This is a genomic window from Acidovorax sp. sic0104, from assembly GCF_019219095.1.
Taxonomy (GTDB): domain Bacteria; phylum Pseudomonadota; class Gammaproteobacteria; order Burkholderiales; family Burkholderiaceae_C; genus Acidovorax.
Genome location: NZ_JAHUWH010000004.1, coordinates 224,962 through 245,215 on the forward strand (window position 1 = coordinate 224,962; position 20,254 = coordinate 245,215).

Below are 20,254 nucleotides of genomic sequence, written 5' to 3' on the forward strand. Positions count from 1 at the left end.
GGGAGACGGCGCCAGGCTTCATGGCAGCTCGGCGCTGCCCATCCGCGCCATGATGGTGCGCGTGCGGCCTGCCAGGTAGGCCGATCCCGGCGCTTTCTCGAACCGCTTGGGCGCGGGCAGCATCACGGCCAGGCGTGCGGCTTCGCCCGCGCCGAGCTTGCTGGCGCTCTTGCGAAAGTAGTGCTGGGCTGCGGCTTCGGCGCCGAACACGCCTTCGCCCCACTCCACGCTGTTGAGATAGATCTCGAGGATGCGTTGCTTGGAGAGCAACTGCTCCAGCAGCAGCGTGAGCACGAACTCCTGGCCTTTGCGCAGCAGGGTGCGCTCGCCCGACAGCAGCAGGTTCTTGGCCAGTTGCTGCGTGATGGTGGAGCCACCGCGGATCCTGGGCGCACGCTGCGGGCGGTCGGGGGCGCGGGCCTGGGCCTTGCTGGCCTGGGCTTCGGCTTTCGCGTTGCGCTCCCACGCTTTCTCGATGGCGTTCCAGTCCACGCCATCATGGCTGACGAAGCCATCGTCCTCCGAGGCGATCACGGCGCGCTTGAGGCTGTCGGAAATACTGGCGTACGGCACCCACTGCTGGCGCCAGCGGACATGTCCTGTGGCGGACAGCTGGCTCCATGCTTCGGAGCGCTGGAAGCTCGTGGATTCCGGGTCGATCATGGCCATGGCCGCAATGCGGGCCACGAAGAACAGCTGCAGCGCCACGAAGGCGAGCACCACCAGTCCCAGCCAGCGCAGCACGGCTTTCATTGGAGCGTTTTTCTCGGTGTCGGGTGTTGTGGATGCATGGGCCTGCCTTTGCACAACCGTTCGGGCTGAGCTTGTCGAAGCCTCGCGCGGCGCTTCGACAAGCTCAACGTGAACGGTTCAAGGGCGTGCATGCGGACGGTGGCTCAGGTGGCCTGCTGCATCTCGCTCAGAACCTGCGCCGACGGCGGGCGCACGCCGCGCCACAGCAGGAAGGCCTCCGCCGCCTGCTCCACCAGCATGCCCAGTCCGTCACGCGGCACCGCGCCGTGCTGGCGGGCCCAGTCGAGGAACCCCTGCGCGGCAGGGCCGTACATCATGTCGTAGGCCAGGCTGCGGGGGCGCAGCACATGGGGCGCCACGGGCACGCCCGCACCGGCCAGGCTGGTGGCCGTGGCATTGATGATCACATCGAAATCGGCCTCTACCGCTTGCGGGGTAAGCGCGAGAAGCTCTGATTTTTGTAGCGCCGCCAAGGCGCTGTGGGTGTGCACCAGCGCCTGGGCTTTCTCCAGGGTGCGGTTGGCCACGGTGATGTGCCGCGCGCCCGCCAGCAGCAGCGGGCCCAGCACACCTGCCGCGGCCCCCCCCGCGCCCACCAGCAGCACATCGCGCCCCGCCAGCGAGACGCCGGCGTTGCGCGTGATGTCGGCCACCAGGCCCAGGCCATCGGTGTTGTCCGCGTAGATGCTGCCGTCCGGGCGGAAGGTGAGGGTGTTGGCCGCTGCGGCCAACTGCACACGTTCGCTGCATTCGGTGGCCAGGCCCGGCGCGTCGATCTTGAACGGCACCGTGACGTTGCAGCCGCGCCCGCCCTGGGCGGCGAACTCGCGCACGCCCTGGGCAAAACCGTCCATGGGCACCAGGCGGCGCTCGTAGGTGAGCGATTCGCCCGTCAGCTCGGCAAAGCGGGCGTGGATGGCGGGCGAGCGGCTGTGCGCTACGGGGTTGCCCATCACGCAGTACAGGTCGGCAGAGGAGGTCATGTGGTTAATTGCTGCGTGCAACGCTGGAAGGGGGCTGAACCGGGGCCGCCGTGGAACGGGCTTTGCCCGGCCACTGGCGGCGCCCCCCGGGGAAGCCGCCGCAGGCGACTCAGGGGGGCTACCTCACACTCGTTTCCAGGGTCTGGTCCCGGGTGAACTTGAACCGCGCCACCATGGCGATCTGGTCGGCTTTCTTGCGCATGTCGGCGCCGAAGGTGCCGAACGGCCCGGCGGCGCGGGCGATGGCCTCGGCACGGCGGTCCAGGGTCGAATTGCCCGAGCTTTGCACGACCTCGGTGTCCAGCACCCGGCCATCGTGGTTGACAGTGACGATCATGGTCAGCTCCCCATACAGCTTCTTGCCGCCCTGCTCGGGGAAGTTCTCGGTGCCCTTGTCCTCCACCTTGCGGCGCAGGGCGTCGTAGTAGACGGCGTAGGCCTCTTCGCGCGTGGCGGGGCTGATGTAGCGCTTCTTGGGGCGCGAATTTTCTTCGTTGATGCGCTTTTCGATCTCGGCCAGGAGCTTGACGAGCTGGCGGCGCTTTTCCTGCTCGGCCGCCTGCTCGGCGCTCTGGCTCGCCTTGCGCGGGTCGGGCTCGGGCAGGGTGGCCAGCTGCTTGCGCAGCTGGGCGAGCAGTTGGGCCTGCTGCTCCTGCATCGCGTCCATCTTGCGCTGGGCTTCCTCGAAGTCGTCGCCGATGGCGGTGAGGGCCGAGTAGGGCAGGGGGCTGGTGGCGCGCCCTTTTTCTGCGTCACCGCCGCCCGCCAGGTTGGCCTGGGCAATCGCCTGGGCCTTGTCGGGGCGCTCGTTGGACTTGGCGTTGACCAGGATGACTTCGAGCGGCGTGTCCTGGAACACGCGGTTGAAGCCCTCGGGGTCGATGAAGCGCACGGAGATCAGCGCGGCGTGCACGGCGATGGAGACGCCCAGCGCCAGCTGCAGCGTGCTGAAGGTGCGAAGGAAGGCGGGGAGTTTCATCGCCGGTGATTATCAAGGTGCAGCGGCTGCCGCAGCGGCTTCGGCGGGGGCCTCGTTAACGTCCACTGCAATCGCAATCGGCCCGGCCACGGCGTCGTCGTCTTCCTCGGCGTCTTCCACCGGGCCGTCGTCGCTGCTGTCTGCCGGGTCGTCCAGGCGTTCGATCACGGTGCCGTGGATGTCGAGGGTGATCTCGTCCACCTCGCCCAGCTTGACCTTCAGGCGTGCGCCGCGCGGCAGGTTCTGCGCGCCCAGCACGGGGAAGACCAGCGGAATGTCGTCCGCACGCACCAAAAAGCTGCCGCCCGGGCCTTCCTTGAAGACGGTGGCGTTCAGCTCGGTGATGCCGTTCTGCTCCACGTACTTGAGCGTCCAGAAGCGCTCCATACCGGCCTGGTAGCCGTTGTAGGCGCCGTAGGCGGCATCAAAGCTGCTGATGATGGAGAACAGGTCGGCGTCCTTGGGCTTGAACGGCGCGGCCAGTGCTGCGGTCTTGCCGTGGCGGGCGCAGGCAATGATCTGCCACTGGTTGACCAGGTCGGTGTAGCGGCGCAGGGGCGAGGTAGCCCACGAGTAGGCCTTGACGCCGATGCCCGCATGCGGCAGCGCCTTGGTGCCCATGCGCACCTTCACGCCCGGCGCCATGCTGGCCTGGCTGCGGTAGATGCCGGGCACGCCCAGCTCGGCCATCCAGCTGCCCCAGGTGCTGTTGGCCACGATCATGGCCTCGGCCACGATCAGATCGAGCGGCGATCCGCGCTGGCGCACGCTGATCTGCACCTGCTCATTGCCGGTGGGCTCGGCGCCGTCATTGCCGACGAGGCGGAAGTTGTAGTCCGGCCGGTTGAAGTTCTCGGGCTTGCCGCGCACGACTTCGCGGCGGGCCTTGAGGTCCTTGGCCAGGCGGTGCAAAAATGATAGCTGGGGGCGCAGGTCAGACAAGCGCTGCGGGTCGTTTTGATGCTGAAAAGAAGGGTTGGCCAGCCATTCTTCGGTCACCACGGCATCGAGCTGGTCATGGCGCAGGTTGGCAACCACGTGCACGCGTTCGAGCCTGGTCTCGGAGCCCTTGAATTCCAGCGTGGCTTCGTCGATGGTCACGTACAGCGACACGGCCGGGTTGGCGCGGCCTTCGTCCAGCGTATAGGTCTGCACCACGTCGTCGGGCAGCATGGTGATCTTGTAGCCCGGCATGTACACGGTGGACAGGCGGGCGCGGCCCAACTGGTCGATGGCGCTGCCCGGCTGGATGGCCAGGCCGGGCGCGGCGATGTGGATGCCCAGCACCACGGTGCCGGTGCCCAGGCCCTGTACCGACAGCGCGTCGTCGATTTCAGTGGTCTGCGAGTCGTCGATGGAGTACGCCTGCGCGGTGGACAGCGGCAGCTCATCGGCAATGACGGGCGCCGTGACGGCCGGAAAGCCCGTGCCCTTGGGGAAGTTCTCGAACAGGAAGCGTTTCCAGTGGAACTGGTAGGCCGAGTCGATGGCGCCGGCCTTTTGCAAAAGGTCGAGCGGCGCGGTGTGCGTGGCGCGGCTGGCATCGACCACGGCCTTGTACTCGGGCGCGTTCTTGTCGGGCTTGAACAATATCTTGTAGAGCTGGTCGCGGATGGGCTGCGGGCATTCGCCCCGGCCCAGTTGCGCGGCCCACTCGTCGATCTGCGCAAGGATGGCCTTTTTCTTCTCGATGGCGGCCAGCGCCTGTTGCAGGATCTCGGCCGATGCCTTCTTGAAACGGCCCTTGCCCGCGCGGCGGAAGTAGTGCGGTGCGTCGTACAGGCGAAACAGCGCGCCGGCCTGCTGGACCATGGTGGCGTTGTCGGAAAAATAATCGCGCGCCAGATCAGCAAAGCCGAATTCGTCTTCGGGAGCGAACTCCCACGCCAGATCCAGCTCGATGGTCTCGGCCACGGCCTGGGCCTGGGCGATCAGTTCGGCCGGGGCCGGTTTTTCGAACTTCAGGAGGATGTTGGCGGCCTTGACCTTGACCCGCTTGCCGGAATCGAGCTCCACCTGGGCCGAGGTATCGGCTTCCGACAGGATACGGCCGGCCATGAATTTGCCGGCTTCTTCAAACAGTGCATGCATGGCAGGGATTGTCCCATGGGTGGCGGTGGGGTCCGGTGGGGGGCTGACCAGTCCGGGCGTGGACGCGGCCCCGCGGTTCGCTGCGCCTATGATCCGCGTGACGCCCCGCCGGTCTTTCCCTTCATTCCCTAGCCGCCCTTTCCTGCCGAGATGCCTTTTTCCGTCGCGCCGTTGTCGTTTGTCCTGGCGGTAGCGCTGCCGTTTCTGTTTTCCTTCACAGACTCTCCCACAGGCAACTTCTGGCCGATGCTGGTGTCCTGGGTGTGCGGGGCCGGTTTGCTGCTGATGGCCGCCTTGCGGGGCGCGCGCCCCCGGGGGCTGGAGCCCGCCGGCCGCCTGGCGTGGGGCCAGCTCCTGGCGCTGGGGCTGGCGGTGGCAGCGACGGCGGGCAGTTTCATCGGGCTGGTCCAGTACCTGGCCGGCGACGTGGGCCTGGCGCCCTGGATCCATGCCTCGACCATCGGGCAGGCGGTGGGCAACCTGCGGCAGCGCAATCAGCAGGCCTCGCTGTTGAGCCTCGGGCTGTGGGCGCTGCTGTGGTGGACGCAGCATGCGCAGCGGTGGCGCTGGGCGCCGGGCACCATGCTGGGCGCCGCACCGCGCTGGAGCCTGCCCGAGGGCATGGCCAGCGTGCTCACGGTGGCTGCGATCGCCTGGATGTCACTGGCGCAGGCCGCGACGGCGTCACGCACCGGCGCCGTGCAGTGGCTGCTGGTCGTGGGGCTGGTGGTGTGCTGGCGGCGCACGGGGGCGGGCGCTGCGCTGCGGCTGGCTTTGGCGGCGCTGGCGCTTTACGTCGTCGCGGCCTGGGCGCTTCCAGAGCTGCTGTGGCAGCTGCAGGGTGCGCGCGCGGAGGTGCTGTCCCAGCGCTTTGCGGGCGATTCGCACTCCTGCACCAGCCGCCGGGTGCTGTGGTCGAACATGCTCACCCTCATCGCGCAGAAGCCCTGGCTGGGCTGGGGCTGGGGTGAGCTGGACTATGCCCACTACATCACCCTGTTCCCCGGCGAGCGCTTTTGTGTGCTGCTGGACAACGCGCACAACCTGCCGCTGCACCTGGCGGTCGAGCTGGGGCTGCCTGCGGCGGCGGCACTGTGCGCTGGCGTGCTGGCCTGGGTGGTGGCCAGCCGGCCCTGGCGGGAGGTGGACCCGGCGCGCCAGCTCGCGTGGGGCGTGCTGGCCATCATCGGGCTGCACAGCATGCTGGAGTACCCGCTGTGGTACGGCCCTTTCCAGATCGTGACCCTGGCTGCCCTGGCGTTGCTGCTGTGGCCCCGGCGCCGGGTGCTGTCGGCGCGCGGCATGGCGGCGGCGGGGGCCTGCACGGCCTTGCTCTGGGCGCTGTGCGGCTATGCCGCGTGGGACTACCGCCGTGTGAGCCAGCTGTACAAGCCCTATGCCGAGCGGGCTGCGGCCTACCGCGATGACACGCAGGCCAAGGTGGGCGGCTCCGTGCTGTTTGCAAACCAGGTCGATTTTGCGCGCCTGACCACCATGGCGCCCACCCGGGACAATGCGGCCCGGATGAATGCGCTGGCCCTGGAGATGCTTCACTACTCCCCCGAACCGAGGGTTGTCGAGGCGCTGATCGAGAGCGCAGTGATGCTGGGCGAGGACGATGAGGCGGCGTTCCACATGAAGCGCTACCGCCTGGCCTACCCCCGCGAATACGAACGGTTCATGGGCCGGCGCAGCGCGCAGGCCTCGGAGCCGGGCTGACGGGCTGGCCGGCTGCCCACAGGGGCGCTGTCTGGCGGCCCCGCCGGTTCCTTCGCCGCTCAGGCCAGGGCAAGGAACTCCACCACGGCGGGCAGGTATTCCTCGAAATTCACGAGCGCATGCTCTCCGCCCTCCTGCAGCAGCACGCGGGCATGGGGGTAGCGCGCCACCATTTCACGCCAGTCCAGCACCTCGTCGCCCTTGGCGATGATGGCCAGCTCACGGCTGGCCGGGGGCTGGCTGCTGGTATCCAGCGCCCGCAGTTCGTCGATGTACTCGGGCCGGAAGTAAAACCGCTCCGCCGGGTCGTGCCATGCGGTCTGCTCGCCGATGTAGCGCGCCAGGTCGCGGGCCGGATGGGCAGCGGGGTTGAGCATCACGCTCGGGCAGCGCTTGTGGTGGGCCACCCAGCTGGCGTAGAAGCCGCCGAGCGATGAGCCGACCACGCCCATCGCCGCGCCGGGCCACTGGGCGATGCCTTGGGCCACCAGCTCCATCGCCTCCCGGGGCGAAGGCGGGAGCTGAGGGCACCAGAAGGTGACGTCCGGATGGCGCTGCGCCACGTGCGCGGCCATCTGCCGGGCCTTGGCGGACTGGGGCGACGAGCGAAAACCGTGCAGGTACAGAAGGTGGGTGACGGGCTGTGTGGTGGTCATGGCGGGGGAAAACGACAGGGCAGGGGAATCACTGCTGCGATGGCGGATGGGCAGGCATAAGATTCGTGCCATGGGCGCCGCGTCCAAGGGCCCGGATTGATCCCCACCATGACCGATTTTGCCCCGCTTTCCACCGGCAGACGCTGGGCCCTGGGATCCAACAACGACAAGCAGCCAGCGTCCGTGGGCCGCTTCGAGCTCAAGAAGATGCTCGGCCGTGGCGCCCAGGCGACCGTCTGGCTGGCGCTGGACCCGCGCCTGCAGCGCGAAGTGGCCGTCAAGCTCATGCGCCCCGTGCAGGAGCAGGACCCGTCCGTGCTGGAGCAATGGCTGCGCGAGGCGCGGCATGTGGGGCGCCTGGCGCACCCCTTCATCGTGCCGGTGTTCGAGGCGGACGTGCAGGGGCGCCAGCCTTTCATCGTGTTCGAATACGTACCGGGCAGGACCCTGGCCGAGCACATTGCCCAGCAGGGCCGATGCACGCCGCACGATGCGGTGGCGCTCATGGTGGACGTGCTCGACGGCCTGCAGGCCGCGCACCAGGCCGGCATCGTGCACCGGGACCTCAAGCCCTCCAACATCATGGTCGACACCCAGCGCCATGCGCGGGTGATGGACTTCGGGATGGCGGCGCCCGTGCAGGCCGAGCCCGATGCGCAACTGGCCAGCGGAACGCCTGCCTACCTGGCGCCCGAGGCCGCGGCGGGCGCCGCGCCATCGCCCGCGATGGACGTGTATTCCGCGGCGCTGGTGCTGGTGGAGATGCTCACGGGCCAGCCGCTGATCCACCAGAAGGACACCTGGCAGGCCCTCTACCGTATCGCCAACGAAACCCTGCAACTGCCGCGGGACCTGGGCCCCGGTGTGGACGACGGCCTGCGCGCCATCCTGCAGCGCGCCATGGCGCGCGATCCCGGCGAGCGCTACGGCTCGGCCGCGGATTTCAGGGATGCGCTGCGCGCCTGGGCGGCGCCGGCCAGCGCGTCCAGCGCGGCGAGCAACGCCACGCTCGACTTCTTGCTGCGGCGCATGCGCCACAAGAGCGACTTCCCGGCGCTGTCCGATTCGGTGGCCCGCATCCAGCGCGTGGCAAATTCCGAGGACGACAGCATCAGCGACCTCACGCACGAGATACTGAAGGACGTGGCGCTGACCAACAAGCTGCTGCGCCTGGTCAACAGCGTGCATTACGCGCACGCCGGCCGCGGCACCATCAGCACCGTGTCGCGGGCGGTGAGCCTGGTGGGCTTCAATGCGGTGCGCAACATGGCGCTCAGTCTGGTGCTGCTGGACCACATGCAGGACAAGGCCCATGCCAGCCAGATGCGCGAAGAGTTCCTGCGCGCGATGATGGCCGGCTCAGTCGCTGCCGAACTGTGCGAGCCCGGCCAGGCGGCCGAAGAGGCCTTCATCGGCGCGATGTTCCAGAACCTGGGTCGCATGCTGTGCGAGTTCTACTTTCCGGAAGAGGCGCGGCAGATACGCGGCCTGGTCGCCGCCGGCCGCCTGGAGGGTGGCGAGGAGTCGGCTGCGCTGCAGGTGCTGGGCCTGGGCTTCGAAGACCTGGGCGTGGGCGTGGCCCGCGTCTGGGCGCTGCCCGACAGCCTGCAGCGCTGCATGCGCAAGCCGCTCGGCTCGCCCATGCAGCGCGCGCCCGAGCAGGGCGTGGAGCGGCTGCGCTGGGTGGCCATGGCGGCCAACGAGGTCGCGACCACGCTGCTGCTGAGCGAGCCAGCCCAGGCGGAAGCTCGCCTGGCCCAGGTCGGCACGCGCTATTCGCGCACCCTGGCTCTGTCGGCGCAGGAGATTGCCGATGGCACGGTGCGCGCGCGCCACAAGCTGGTGGCCTTGGCCGAGGCGCTGGACCTGCGCGTGGACCCTGGCGCGCCGGCCGCGCGGCTGCTCAAGCTGCCGCTGGTGGCCGACGCCGCATCAGTGCAGGACGACGGCTTGACGCCGCACGAGCTGCGGGAAAGCGAAACCCAGCCTCTGCCCGCGCTGCTGGAGTCGCAGGCCAGCAGCGCGGTGTCCGTCACGCAGATCAATGAGCTGCTGGCTGCTGGTATTCAGGACATCACCAATGCCATGGTGGACAGCTTCGAGCTCAACGACGTGTTGCGCATGATCCTGGAGACCATGTTCCGGGCGCTGGGGTTTCGCCGCATGGTGTTTTGCCTGCGCGAGGCGCGCACCGATATGCTCACCGGCCGCTTCGGGCTGGGCGAGGGCAGCGAGGCTGCGGTGCGCGCCCTCAAAGTCCCTCTCAAGGCGCCGGGCGACCTGTTCGCGGCCGTGTGCCTGCGGGGCGCCGACACCCTCATCAACGACGCCACCGAGCCGCGCATGCAGGCCCGGCTGCCGGCGTGGTACCGCAGCGGGCTGGACGCCCCCTCGTTCCTGCTGCTGCCCCTGCAGATCAAGGGCCAGACCTTTGCGCTCATCTATGCCGACCAGTCCACGCCCGGGGGGATCGTGGTGGACGACAAGGCCCTGGGCCTGCTGCGCACCCTGCGCAACCAGGCCGTGATGGCCTTTCGGCAGGCGGGTTGAGGCGCCGGGAACCGGTGACAGGCTTTGGAGGCCCCGATAATCGGGGCATGGCTGCCGTTTTCGACAAACCCACGCTCGCCCAGCGTTTCATGCCCCTGTTCCGCGGGTTCGACCTGCCCTTGCTGCTGGTCGTGATGCTGCTGGCCGGCGCCGGCCTGGTGGCGATGTATTCCTCGGGCTTCGACCACGGCACGCGTTTCATCGACCATGGCCGCAACATGCTGATCGCCGGTGCCATCCTGTTCATGGTGGCCCAGGTGCCGCCCCAGAAGATCATGGCCTTTGCCGTGCCGCTGTATGCGGCCGGCGTGGCGCTGCTGGTGGCAGTGGCGCTTTTCGGCATCACCAAGAAGGGCGCACAGCGGTGGGTGAACGTGGGCATCGTCATCCAGCCGAGCGAAATCCTCAAGATCGCCATGCCGCTCATGCTGGCGTGGTGGTTCCAGAAGCGCGAGGGCACGCTGCGCCCGCTCGACTTTGCGGCAGCGGGGCTGCTACTGGTCATTCCGGTGGGGCTCATCATGAAGCAGCCCGACCTGGGCACGTCGCTGCTGGTGCTGGCGGCCGGGCTGTCGGTGATCTTCTTCGCCGGGCTGTCCTGGAAGCTGGTGCTGCCGCCGGTGCTCATCGCCGGGGTGGGCATCTTCACGCTGGTGATGCTGGGCGACCAGCTGTGTGCCGACGGCGTGCGCTGGGTGGTGCTGCACGACTACCAGCAGCAGCGCGTGTGCACGCTGCTGGACCCCACGCGCGACCCGCTGGGCAAGGGTTTTCACATCATCCAGGGCATGATCGCCATCGGCTCGGGCGGGGTCTGGGGCAAGGGCTTCATGGCCGGCACGCAGACGCACCTGGAGTTCATCCCCGAGCGCACCACTGACTTCATCTTCGCCGCGTTTTCCGAGGAATTCGGCCTGGCGGGCAACCTGTTCCTGAATGTGTGCTTCCTGCTGCTGGTCTGGCGCGGCCTGGCCATCGCCGTGGGCGCCACCAGCCTGTTCGGGCGCCTGATGGCGGGCGCGGTCTCGATGATCTTCTTCACCTATGCGTTCGTGAACATGGGCATGGTCAGCGGCATCCTGCCTGTGGTGGGCGTGCCGCTGCCGTTCATCAGCTACGGCGGCACCGCCATGGTGACCCTGGGGATGGCCCTGGGCATCCTGATGTCGGTCGCGCGCGCCCAGCGCCAGGACCCGAAGGACGCGCGGCCCGCGCTGCTGGGGGCCTCCGCGTAGATCCTGTTCAAATCCTTTCGGAGCCGCAACAGCGGCCGCAGGCCGGGCAACATAAGGACTGACCCACCATGAAGCGTTTGCACCCTGTTTCCTTGCAGATGGCAACCTGGGCCCTCGTGCTCTCGGCGGGCGCGCTGGCGTCGTGCGGTGGAGGGGGCGGGGGCAGCAGCGACGCCGGCGCAGGCAACAACCCCGGCGGCGCGCAGCTGCCCGCGCGCGAGGCGCTCATCGCCCGCGCCCGGGCGCTGGAACTCAACACACCCTATGTGCCTCCCCCGGGCGATGTGCTGGAGCACCATACCGCCGGCTACGCCAAGACCATGTGCTCGGCGGTGTTCATCACCGGGCTGGACCCGGACGTGGCGGCCGAGAGCGTGGGGTACTTCACGGGCCCCTACGAGCAGCGCAAGCGCGTGGGCAAGCCGGTGGTGGACCGCGAGCGCAAGGAAGTGCGCATCACCATCCCCGGCGGGCCGACGGTGGTGGCGCGCCATCATGCGTCGCAAGGCTGCGTGGCGTTGCCGCCGGGGCGTGATGGCGTGTTCTTCACCCCTGCCGCCGTGCGCAGCAACCTGCCCGACGCGGCCACCCAGCCCTGGCCCATGGGCGACGTGCTGCCCGGCGGGTTGCCATCCGGCTACGACACCGGCCGGGCCGCGCAGGCGGTGGATGCCGCGTTTTTGGTGCCCGACGCCTACACGACGGCCTTTGTGGTCACCTACAAGGGCCGCATCATCGGTGAACGCTACATGCCCGGCATCACGCGTACCACCCCGCTCGAATCGTGGTCCATGGGCAAAAGCGTGGTGGCCACGCTCATGGGCGTGCTGATGCAGCAGGGCGAGTACAAGCTTGACCAGCCCGCCCCCATCCCCGAGTGGCAGACCGCGGGCGACCCGCGCCAGCAGATCCGCATCGCCGACATCCTGCACATGTCCAGCGGGCTGCGCATCAAGGCGCCGGACGACCCTGACTTCGACCCTGCCGGCACCTACCCGGATCACACCTATCTCTATACCGGCCGCGTCAACTCGTTCAACTACGCGGCCACCCGGCCGCAGCAGTGGCCACCCGGCGCGGTGGGCCGCTACCGCAACACCGAGCCCGTGCTGGCGAGCTACCTGGTGCGCCTGGCCGTGGAAAAGCGCGGGGAGGACTATTTCTCGTTTCCGCAGCGCAGCCTGTTCGACAAGATCGGCGTCCGCTCCATGGTGATGGAGACCGACCCCTACGGCAACTTTCTCACCCAAGGCTATGAGTTCATGGCCGCGCGCGACTGGGCGCGCCTGGCAAACCTGTACCTGCAGGACGGCGTCTGGAACGGCGAGCGCATCCTGCCCGCGGGCTTCGTCAATTTCGTGAGCACCGTGGCTCCCGCCTGGGCTGCTGACAAGCGCCCCATCTATGGCGGCTTCTTCTGGATCAACGGCACGGGGACCTTCCCGGCCCTGCCCACCTCGGCGTACTACATGCTTGGCGCGGGCGGGCAGTTCGTGATCATCGTGCCCTCGCACGACCTGGTCGTGGTGCGGATGGGCTTCGACAAGGGCTCGCCCCTGGCGGGCGTCGGACTGCAGCGCGCACTGGCGCTGCTGATGGAGGGGCTGCCGCGCACGCGGTAGGACCGGTGCCAATCAGGCGGGCCCGCACCGGGGCCGCCGCGCGTACATCCCGATCCGAACTGGGGTCTCTGCCCCGGCGTTGCATGTGCCGCGGCAAGCGGGTACAACCCGGCTGGCGGTTCCCGCATTCCTTGGCCTGTGCACACGGAGGACATCCCCCATGGCGGCGAAGTTCGAGCTGAAGAAGTCGAAGAACGACAAGTTTGTGTTCAACCTGCTGGCCACCAACGGCCAGGTCATCCTGACCAGCGAACTGTACGAATCCCGTGCCAGTGCGCTCAGCGGTATCGAGTCCGTCCGCAAGCATGCGCCGCAGGGCGGCCGGTTCGGCCGGCTGAGCGCCAAGGACGGTTCGCCCTATTTCACCCTCAAGGCCGGCAACGGCCAGGTCATCGGCCAAAGCCAGATGTACACGGGGGCCAAGGCGCGGGATGCGGGCATCGAGTCGGTGCAGGCCCATGCGCCTGGGGCGGGCGTGGACGATCAGACCGCTGCCTGACACGGATTTGCAGGCGGCCCTGCCTCACCCGCGCAGGGGCATCTGCGGCGGCCGTCCGGCGGGACAGGGCGGCGCGCCTAAAATGCCGCGATGACTCTCCGCACTTCCACTGCCGCCCCCCAGCGCGCGGCGACCAGCCAGCGCATCGATGTTGCCCGCGAACTGCTGCTGACTCCCTTCGGCCTCGACGAGAGCCATCTGGCCCGGGCCCTGGCCGAGATCCGCGCCCACCAGGTGGACGACGCGGACCTGTACTTCCAGTACACGCGCAGTGAAGGCTGGAGCCTGGAGGAAGGCATCGTCAAGACCGGTTCGTTCAGCATCGACCAGGGCGTGGGCGTGCGGGCGGTCAGCGGGGAGAAGACCGCTTTTGCGTACTCGGACGACATCTCCGAGGCTTCCCTGCTGGATGCCGCACGCACTGTGCGATCAATTTCGGCTGCATCGCGCTCTGGCAGGGCGCGAGTAGCTCCTAAAAAGGTAGCGGCGGGCCGCAGCCTCTACCCTGGCGTGGACCCCATCGCATCGCTGGACAGCACGGCCAAGGTGGCCCTGCTGGAGCGGCTGGAGCAGCGCGCCCGTGCCAAGGACCCGCGCGTGTCCCAGGTCATGGCGGGCCTGGCCAGCGAGTACGACGTGGTGCTGGTGGCCCGAGCCGACGGCACCCTGGCGGCCGATGTGCGTCCGCTGGTGCGGCTGTCGGTGACGGTGATCGCCGAGCAGAACGGCCGGCGCGAGGTGGGCTCGGCCGGCGGTGGCGGGCGTTTTGGCCTGGCGTACTTCGACGACGCGCAGATGAACCAGTACGTTGATGAAGCCGTCAACGCGGCGCTGGTGAATCTCGAATCCCGCCCCGCACCGGCTGGCGAGATGACCGTGGTGCTCGGCCCTGGCTGGCCCGGCATCCTGCTGCACGAAGCCATCGGCCACGGGCTGGAAGGCGACTTCAACCGCAAGGGCTCGAGCGCATTCAGCGGCCGCGTGGGCCAGCGGGTGGCGGCCAAGGGCGTGACCGTGCTGGACGACGGCACCATCGCCGACCGCCGTGGCTCGCTGAACGTGGACGATGAAGGCAATGCCAGCCAGCGCAACGTGCTGATCGAAGACGGCATCCTCAAGGGCTACATCCAGGACTCGCTCAACGCCCGCCTGATGGGCGTGGCGCCCACCGGCAACGGCCGCCGAGAGAGCTATGCGCACATCCCCATGCCGCGCATGACCAACACCTACATGCTCGGTGGCGACAAGGACCCGCAGGAGATCGTGGCCAGCATCAAGAAAGGGCTGTACGCCACCAATTTCGGCGGCGGCCAGGTGGATATCACCTCGGGCAAGTTCGTGTTCTCGGCCAGCGAAGCCTACTGGGTCGAGAACGGCAAGATCCTGTATCCCGTGAAGGGCGCCACCATCATCGGCAGCGGCCCGGAGTCGCTCAAGAAGGTCACCATGATCGGCAACGACATGCGCCTCGATAGCGGTGTAGGCACCTGCGGCAAGGAAGGCCAGAGCGTTCCGGTGGGCGTGGGCCAGCCCACGCTGCGCCTGGAAGGCCTGACGGTGGGCGGTACGGCCTGAGGCCGTTTCCAGCCACGCAGCGCACACGACAGCATGCAGTTCACGCGGCTACTTTCCGGGTCCGGGTGGGGTCCCGCCGCGCTGTGCGCGCTGGGCTGGACCTTGAGCGGGTCGGTCCTGGCCTCCCAGTGCCTGGTGCGGGAAACAAGTCCCACCGCGCCCGTGCGCCAACTTTTTGTGGTGGCAGGGCAGTCCAATGCCGCGGGCCTGGCGTCTGTGAAGGACGTCGTCGGCGGGCCGGAGGACTATGCGCGGCAGGACACGGTCTTTCCGAATGTGAAGATCTATGGGATCTATGGTGCACCCCTGGGTGTGGCGGGTAGAGACGACGGGCGGCTTTCGCGGGGATTGCCGTGGAGCCGCTTCGCATCCTGGCAGACGGCGCAGCCTGGTTTCGGTTTCAAGAACGTGAAGCCATATGCCAGCGAATTTCCCCCTGGCGTGACGGCGAAGGAAGTTTTTGGCCCGGAATTATATTTGGCGAGATACTTGAATGATGTACCGCCTCATGACTCCTATATTGTCAAGCTGGCCGTGGCGAATACATCGCTGAGTTCCCTGGGTGCCCTGGATAATTGGGCCCCAGGTGGACGATTGAATAACGAGCTTCTGAAAATGATCGCTGATGCCTATAATTCCCAGAGGTGGAAGGTCAGGCTGCAGGTTGCCGGTATTTTCTGGATGCAGGGGGAAACGGATGCGCTCAATGAAGCATCGGCTCTTCAATATAAAAAGAATCTGAGCGGATTCATAAAAAGATTCCGGCAATCGCTCGTCCGCATGAAGTGCGCCAGCGATGTCGAAGTTCCCGTGGTGGTAGGGCGGATCCAGGACAATCCGACATGGGTGCACAGGAGTCATGTGCGTCTGGCACAGGCTCAGGTGGCCCACGAGCTGCCGCGAGTCAGCCTTGTCGATACGGATGATTTTTCCGCTCACCTTGTGGTAGGGGGCGTCCATTTCAATGAGATTGCACAGGCGCGGCTTGGAGAGAGAGCTTTTGGGGCTTTCTTCGCGGGCGCTGGCCATGCAAGAAAAGAGTGACCCTCTGTCGGGTTGTGCTTCCCGGGTTGCGAGCGCTTCGGCGCTCTTTTTGAGTTTCGCTTGTAGAACGTGTGGTTGATCCTCTATGAATATATTGGGAATTTCTTCGTATTATCACGACAGTGCAGCAGCCATCCTGCGCTCGGGTCGGATAGTCGCCGCTGCACAGGAAGAGCGATTCACCAGAAAAAAGCACGATGCACGGTTTCCGGAGAATGCGGTCAGATATTGCCTTCAGGAGGCCAATGTTCGGGTGAGTGACCTGGATTCCATCGTTTTCTACGATAAGCCGATTCTGAAATTCGAGCGGCTTCTCGATACCTACCTGAGCTATGCGCCGAGCGGTTTCCGCTCCTTCGTCGCGGCAGTCCCCGTGTGGCTGAAAGAGAAGCTTTATCTCAAGCGGACCCTCAAGCACGAGCTTGCTGCCCTGCTGGCGTGCAAGGAGTCGGAACTGCCGCCCATCCTGTTCGCGGAGCACCATGAATCCCATGCTGCGTCTGCGTTCTACCCGAGCCCCTTCGACAAGGCGGCCGTCTTGTGCCTGGACGGCGTCGGCGAATGGGCCACCACCTCGGCCTGGCTGGGGGACGGGGCAGATCTCAAGCCCCTGTGGCAGATTGAGTTTCCGCATTCCCTGGGATTGCTCTATTCGGCATTCACTTATTACCTGGGCTTCAAGGTCAACTCTGGTGAATACAAGCTCATGGGGCTGGCGCCTTATGGCAAGCCCATTTACACGCAGCTGATCTGGGATCACTTGATCGACATGAAGCCGGACGGGTCTTTCCGGTTGAACCTCGATTATTTTGATTACTGCACCGGCCTTCGGATGACGAACCAGAAGTTCGCGGACCTGTTTGGTGCACCGCCTAGGGATTCCGATGCCACCCCGACGCAGCGAGACATGGACCTGGCGGCATCCATTCAGGCGGTGACGGAAGAGGTGGTGATCAAGCTGGCCCGCCAACTGCAGAGCGAGACGGGCGCGGACTACCTGTGCATGGCGGGCGGTGTGGCACTCAACTGCGTGGCCAACGGCCGATTGTTGAGGGAAGGCATCTTCAAGGACATATGGATCCAGCCGGCGGCCGGGGATGCGGGGGGGGCGCTGGGCGCAGCCTACGCTTCCTATCACACGTACCGCGGGCAGCCCCGCGTTCAGGGCGAGGCAGGCAGAGACCAGATGCAGGGCTCGCTGCTCGGCCCGCAGTATCCGCAGGCCGCCGTCACCCAGGCGTTGAGCGAGCTGGGTGCGAGCTACACCGTCCTGGACGACGAGAGCCTGTACAGCACGGTCGCTGGATTGCTGGCGAGCGAAAATGTGGTGGGCTGGTTCCAGAACCGGATGGAATTTGGCCCGCGTGCTCTGGGCGCCCGCTCGATCATTGCGGACCCCCGTTCGAGCGCAATGCAGTCCCAGTTGAACCTGAAGATCAAGTTCCGGGAGTCCTTCCGTCCCTTCGCCCCTGCCGTCAAGGAAGAGGCGGTGGAGAAATACTTCCATCTTGATCGCCCGAGCCCCTACATGCTGCTGGTGGCGCAAGTGCACGACAGCATTCAGCTCCATCCAGACCAGTCGCTGGAGGGCCTGGCGCAGCTGCACCAGGTGCGCTCCAGCATCCCGGCCGTGACCCACGTGGACTATTCTGCGCGGGTGCAGACCGTGAACCCCGAGAGCAACCCGCAGTTCTACAAGCTGCTGACGGCGTTTGAGGCGCAGACAGGTTGCCCGGTTCTGGTGAATACGTCCTTCAACGTGCGTGGCGAGCCCATCGTGTGTACGCCAGAGGATGCGTATCGCTGCTTCATGGGAACGGACATGGACTATCTCGTGGTGGGAAATGTCCTGCTGGCCAAGGAAGATCAGACGAATGCCAAGGTCGAGTTCCGCAAGGGCGCCCTGGCACTGGATTGAAACCTCATGAGCAAGAAAACTGAAAATCTCCCGGTGGTGAGCGATACCGAACTGCGCAAGTTCGGCTACGTGATGGCGGGCTTCTTTGCCCTGTTCTTCGGCGTGCTGCTGCCGTGGTGGTGGTCCATGAAGTGGGCCTACTGGCCCTGGGTGGTTGCTGCCGTGTTCCTGGCCGTTGCTCTGGCTGCGCCCGGGCTGCTGCACTGGCCGTACAGGTTCTGGATGCGCCTGGGCAGGGTGCTGGAGTGGGTCAACACAAGATTGGTGCTGGGTGTCGTGTTTGTCCTGGTCTTTGCTCCGCTTGGGTGGGTGCTGCGGTTGCTGGGCAAGGACACCCTGCAAAAGAAGTGGGACAGTCGTTTGACGACATACCGAGTCAACAAGGTGCCTAGGAAGGCCGATCACATGGAGCGTCAATTCTGATGTTGGAATTACTGAAAGAACTCGTCCTGTTCTTCAAGGAACACAAGCGGTATTCGCTGATCCCCGTGCTGGCGGTATTGCTGCTGCTGGGCGCCCTCATTGTTTTCGGACACGGATCGGTGTTGGCACCCTTCATCTACACGCTGTTCTGATCCATGAAGAAACTCTTGTACCTCCTGCTGCCGACACTGGCACTTTGCATGCTGGTCGGGCTGGGATATGGGGTCGGGGTCTACACGGTCGCGGGACGGTTCGAGAAGACAATCCACTGGGTCGAGCAGGGGGAGACCCTGGCGGGCGTGCTGGCGATCACGCCGCTCAACGATGAGCAGCGAAACGGCATCAAGAATGCCTACAGCAACCCGGACATCGACGCTCGCAATATCAGCTGGTCGGTCCCCAATCAGCCGACCCCCTTTGTGGGCACCGCCCCGGCTCCGGGGCAGCACCACAATGCGCATATCAATGCATGGCAGATGCGCAACAGTGAAGAGGTCCAGGTCCCCAAGCCTGCGGGCGTCTATCGGATTTTCCTTACCGGGGGGTCCACGGCCTTTGGGTCTGGAGCGCCCAGCCAGGACAAGACGATCGGCAGCCTGCTCAATGGCCTGCTCGCGGACAGGCTGTCGCAAAAGACGGGGCGGCGCTATGAGGTCTTCACCTTCGCCAACCCGTCCTGGGCGTCGACGCAGGAGCGCATTGCCATTGAGAACTACCTGTCGGAGCTCCAGCCCGATCTGGTCGTTTCTCTGTCTGGCAACAACGACGTCTTCTGGGGTGACGCGGGCCGCAATGTGCTGTGGTTTGCCGCAGGGGCGGACGAGTACTTCCAGACGCTGGTCAATACGGGCCTGAAAACAGCGGGCAGAAAAGAGTTGTCTGCGCTCCCGCAGGCTCGGCCGACATCGCAGCCCGTGGCTGCTGAGCTGGTGTCCTATCGGCTGGAAAAGAATGCACGCCTGAGCGCGCAGGCGTTGGAGCATGTGAATGCTGACTGGATCTTCTTCCTGCAGCCCACGTTGTCCGTGACGCGCAAAGCGCTGAGCTCTCGCGAGCAGGCTTTTGTTCCGGCATCGAAGAACTATTTCGTGCAGTGTTATGCACTGATGTCGTCCAGTTTGGCCGGGCTGCGCCAGAGCAATTTCAGGTTTGTCGACTTGTCGAAGATTTTTGACAGCTACCAGGCAACCGATGAAGTATTTCTCGACCAGTTTCATTTCGGTGACAAGGGCAATGCCGTCATTGCCGACGCAATGTTCTCCGCCATAGCCCATCATCTGACGGGGCAGTCCGCCGTTTCCAAACCATGACGCAATGCGGCCAAGCCTGAAGGTTTGGCCGCGCAACCGCGCCCGAGTTGTTGCTTTGCCGTCGCACCGTGTGCCCATGCAGGGTGCGACGGTCGTTTCCTCTGGCGGGGAGCGCAAAATACCCGCATGCCCGCCACGATTCCGAGCCAGCAGTTGACACTCCAGTCGTTTGGAGACATCAGCCGCTTTCTGCGCGAGGGCGTCGCCGATGAAGAGTCCCGTCAGCTGCGGGATAGCCTGAGCGCGCTTTCCAGCCAGATCGACGAGGCCGTGCGCACCCGGCGCACCAGTACCGACACGGCCACCATCATGCAGCGGGTGGCTAGCCTGTCTCAGTGCGCTCGCGAGCACCAGCTGTTCCTCACCGGCCTGGGCTCGGCATGGCATGCGCTGTACGAGTTCGGTGCGTATCAGCGCGCGCTGCGCGAACTGCGCAACGCCATTGCCCACTGGCAGCAGATGCTGGAGCGCCGCAGCGCCAAGGAGAGTGCGGGGTTTGATCAGTTCGAGCTGCTGGCCTGGCGCACGCTGGGAGAGGCCTTGCTGCTCATCGACATGTACGAACACCACAGCGATCCGCCCAGCGACCTTTCTGACGTCGGGGGGCGGTCCAAGTTGTCCGCTCTGCAGCGCGTTCGCAACTGGTTTGGGCGGTTGCGGCGCTGAAGGGAGTTGCTGTGCCGTGCACTGTTGCTCAGTCGCAACGCACTGGGCTTGCTGCACTGCGGCACTCCTGTGCTACATTGCTTTCCATGCAAGTTCGCAGCGCGTTTTATTTTTGGTTTTTTATCTCGGTCCCCGGCGGATGAGAGGAAAACGCGCAAGCAGACACAACCTCCCCATACCAACCGCCGACGCTGCAAAGCCCGGCGGTTTTTGTTTTTTCAGCCTCCGCTT

General features: G+C 66.1%; 17 protein-coding genes. 12 read left to right on the forward strand and 5 right to left on the reverse strand.

Annotated elements, in window-relative coordinates:
- Positions 1-18: 18 nt before the first annotated feature.
- The 4 genes from mtgA to KW835_RS09195 form a co-directional block, all read right to left on the reverse strand.
- Positions 19-753: a monofunctional biosynthetic peptidoglycan transglycosylase gene (mtgA, locus tag KW835_RS09180; protein ID WP_218382047.1), complete on the reverse strand. Its 735-nt coding sequence runs from the start codon at positions 751-753 to the stop codon at positions 19-21.
- Positions 754-896: 143 nt separating this feature from the next.
- On the reverse strand, positions 897-1,736 hold the full coding sequence (gene aroE / locus KW835_RS09185) for a shikimate dehydrogenase (protein ID WP_218382048.1): 840 nt from the start codon (positions 1,734-1,736) through the stop codon (positions 897-899).
- Between the two features lie 118 nt (positions 1,737-1,854).
- A complete protein-coding gene (locus tag KW835_RS09190; RefSeq protein WP_218382049.1) occupies positions 1,855-2,715 on the reverse strand; it encodes an energy transducer TonB in 861 nt (286 codons plus the stop codon).
- 12 nt (positions 2,716-2,727) lie between these two features.
- Positions 2,728-4,806, reverse strand: a complete 2,079-nt coding sequence (locus tag KW835_RS09195; protein ID WP_218382050.1) for a ribonuclease catalytic domain-containing protein — start codon at positions 4,804-4,806, stop codon at positions 2,728-2,730.
- Positions 4,807-4,956: 150 nt separating this feature from the next.
- On the opposite strand from KW835_RS09195, the gene KW835_RS09200 reads away from it, so the two are divergent.
- On the forward strand, positions 4,957-6,525 hold the full coding sequence (locus tag KW835_RS09200) for a PglL family O-oligosaccharyltransferase (protein ID WP_218382051.1): 1,569 nt from the start codon (positions 4,957-4,959) through the stop codon (positions 6,523-6,525).
- Between the two features lie 59 nt (positions 6,526-6,584).
- Here KW835_RS09200 and KW835_RS09205 read toward each other — a convergent pair whose 3' ends face one another.
- A complete protein-coding gene (locus KW835_RS09205; RefSeq protein ID WP_218382052.1) occupies positions 6,585-7,181 on the reverse strand; it encodes a YqiA/YcfP family alpha/beta fold hydrolase in 597 nt (198 codons plus the stop codon).
- A 108-nt stretch (positions 7,182-7,289) separates the two neighbouring features.
- Between KW835_RS09205 and KW835_RS09210 the strand changes: the two genes are divergently transcribed.
- The 11 genes from KW835_RS09210 (at position 7,290) to KW835_RS09260 (ending at position 20,023) form a co-directional block, all read left to right on the forward strand.
- Positions 7,290-9,731 carry a serine/threonine protein kinase gene (locus KW835_RS09210; RefSeq protein WP_218382053.1) on the forward strand — a complete coding sequence of 814 codons (2,442 nt, stop codon included), beginning with the start codon at positions 7,290-7,292 and terminating at the stop codon, positions 9,729-9,731.
- Between the two features lie 47 nt (positions 9,732-9,778).
- A complete protein-coding gene (rodA, locus tag KW835_RS09215; RefSeq protein ID WP_218382054.1) occupies positions 9,779-10,966 on the forward strand; it encodes a rod shape-determining protein RodA in 1,188 nt (395 codons plus the stop codon).
- Positions 10,967-11,034: 68 nt separating this feature from the next.
- Positions 11,035-12,588: a serine hydrolase gene (locus tag KW835_RS09220; RefSeq protein WP_218382055.1), complete on the forward strand. Its 1,554-nt coding sequence runs from the start codon at positions 11,035-11,037 to the stop codon at positions 12,586-12,588.
- 160 nt (positions 12,589-12,748) lie between these two features.
- The gene (locus tag KW835_RS09225) at positions 12,749-13,087 is read left to right on the forward strand and encodes a YegP family protein (protein ID WP_218382056.1); all 339 of its coding nucleotides are present in this window, start codon (positions 12,749-12,751) and stop codon (positions 13,085-13,087) included.
- A gap of 90 nt (positions 13,088-13,177) precedes the next feature.
- Entirely contained in the window at positions 13,178-14,662 is a 1,485-nt protein-coding gene (tldD, locus tag KW835_RS09230) for a metalloprotease TldD (RefSeq protein ID WP_218382057.1), read from the forward strand.
- A gap of 162 nt (positions 14,663-14,824) precedes the next feature.
- The gene (locus KW835_RS09235) at positions 14,825-15,706 is read left to right on the forward strand and encodes a sialate O-acetylesterase (RefSeq protein ID WP_218382058.1); all 882 of its coding nucleotides are present in this window, start codon (positions 14,825-14,827) and stop codon (positions 15,704-15,706) included.
- Positions 15,707-15,791: 85 nt separating this feature from the next.
- On the forward strand, positions 15,792-17,624 hold the full coding sequence (locus tag KW835_RS09240) for a carbamoyltransferase (protein WP_218382059.1): 1,833 nt from the start codon (positions 15,792-15,794) through the stop codon (positions 17,622-17,624).
- Between the two features lie 6 nt (positions 17,625-17,630).
- Positions 17,631-18,047, forward strand: a complete 417-nt coding sequence (locus tag KW835_RS09245; protein WP_218382060.1) for an SxtJ family membrane protein — start codon at positions 17,631-17,633, stop codon at positions 18,045-18,047.
- Positions 18,047-18,199: a DUF5989 family protein gene (locus tag KW835_RS09250; RefSeq protein WP_218382061.1), complete on the forward strand. Its 153-nt coding sequence runs from the start codon at positions 18,047-18,049 to the stop codon at positions 18,197-18,199. Before KW835_RS09245 ends, KW835_RS09250 begins: the two co-directional genes overlap by 1 nt.
- A 3-nt stretch (positions 18,200-18,202) precedes the next feature.
- Complete coding sequence (locus tag KW835_RS09255; protein ID WP_218382062.1) at positions 18,203-19,357, forward strand: hypothetical protein; 1,155 nt, start codon at positions 18,203-18,205, stop codon at positions 19,355-19,357.
- A 126-nt stretch (positions 19,358-19,483) separates the two neighbouring features.
- Positions 19,484-20,023, forward strand: a complete 540-nt coding sequence (locus KW835_RS09260; RefSeq protein ID WP_218382063.1) for a hypothetical protein — start codon at positions 19,484-19,486, stop codon at positions 20,021-20,023.
- Positions 20,024-20,254 lie beyond the last annotated feature (231 nt).

What these genes read in the sequence shown, in the direction of transcription:
- KW835_RS09200 (WP_218382051.1), top strand. Translation starts at nt 4,957, where the DNA reads ATGCCTTTTTCCGTCGCGCCGTTGTCGTTTGTCCTGGCGGTAGCGCTG.
- KW835_RS09225 (WP_218382056.1), top strand. Translation starts at nt 12,749, where the DNA reads ATGGCGGCGAAGTTCGAGCTGAAGAAGTCGAAGAACGACAAGTTTGTG.
- KW835_RS09205 (WP_218382052.1), bottom strand. Translation starts at nt 7,181, where the DNA reads ATGACCACCACACAGCCCGTCACCCACCTTCTGTACCTGCACGGTTTT.
- KW835_RS09190 (WP_218382049.1), bottom strand. Translation starts at nt 2,715, where the DNA reads ATGAAACTCCCCGCCTTCCTTCGCACCTTCAGCACGCTGCAGCTGGCG.
- tldD (WP_218382057.1), top strand. Translation starts at nt 13,178, where the DNA reads ATGACTCTCCGCACTTCCACTGCCGCCCCCCAGCGCGCGGCGACCAGC.
- KW835_RS09240 (WP_218382059.1), top strand. Translation starts at nt 15,792, where the DNA reads ATGAATATATTGGGAATTTCTTCGTATTATCACGACAGTGCAGCAGCC.
- rodA (WP_218382054.1), top strand. Translation starts at nt 9,779, where the DNA reads ATGGCTGCCGTTTTCGACAAACCCACGCTCGCCCAGCGTTTCATGCCC.
- aroE (WP_218382048.1), bottom strand. Translation starts at nt 1,736, where the DNA reads ATGACCTCCTCTGCCGACCTGTACTGCGTGATGGGCAACCCCGTAGCG.
- KW835_RS09220 (WP_218382055.1), top strand. Translation starts at nt 11,035, where the DNA reads ATGAAGCGTTTGCACCCTGTTTCCTTGCAGATGGCAACCTGGGCCCTC.
- KW835_RS09250 (WP_218382061.1), top strand. Translation starts at nt 18,047, where the DNA reads ATGTTGGAATTACTGAAAGAACTCGTCCTGTTCTTCAAGGAACACAAG.
- KW835_RS09210 (WP_218382053.1), top strand. Translation starts at nt 7,290, where the DNA reads ATGACCGATTTTGCCCCGCTTTCCACCGGCAGACGCTGGGCCCTGGGA.
- mtgA (WP_218382047.1), bottom strand. Translation starts at nt 753, where the DNA reads ATGAAAGCCGTGCTGCGCTGGCTGGGACTGGTGGTGCTCGCCTTCGTG.
- KW835_RS09260 (WP_218382063.1), top strand. Translation starts at nt 19,484, where the DNA reads ATGCCCGCCACGATTCCGAGCCAGCAGTTGACACTCCAGTCGTTTGGA.
- KW835_RS09255 (WP_218382062.1), top strand. Translation starts at nt 18,203, where the DNA reads ATGAAGAAACTCTTGTACCTCCTGCTGCCGACACTGGCACTTTGCATG.
- KW835_RS09245 (WP_218382060.1), top strand. Translation starts at nt 17,631, where the DNA reads ATGAGCAAGAAAACTGAAAATCTCCCGGTGGTGAGCGATACCGAACTG.
- KW835_RS09195 (WP_218382050.1), bottom strand. Translation starts at nt 4,806, where the DNA reads ATGCATGCACTGTTTGAAGAAGCCGGCAAATTCATGGCCGGCCGTATC.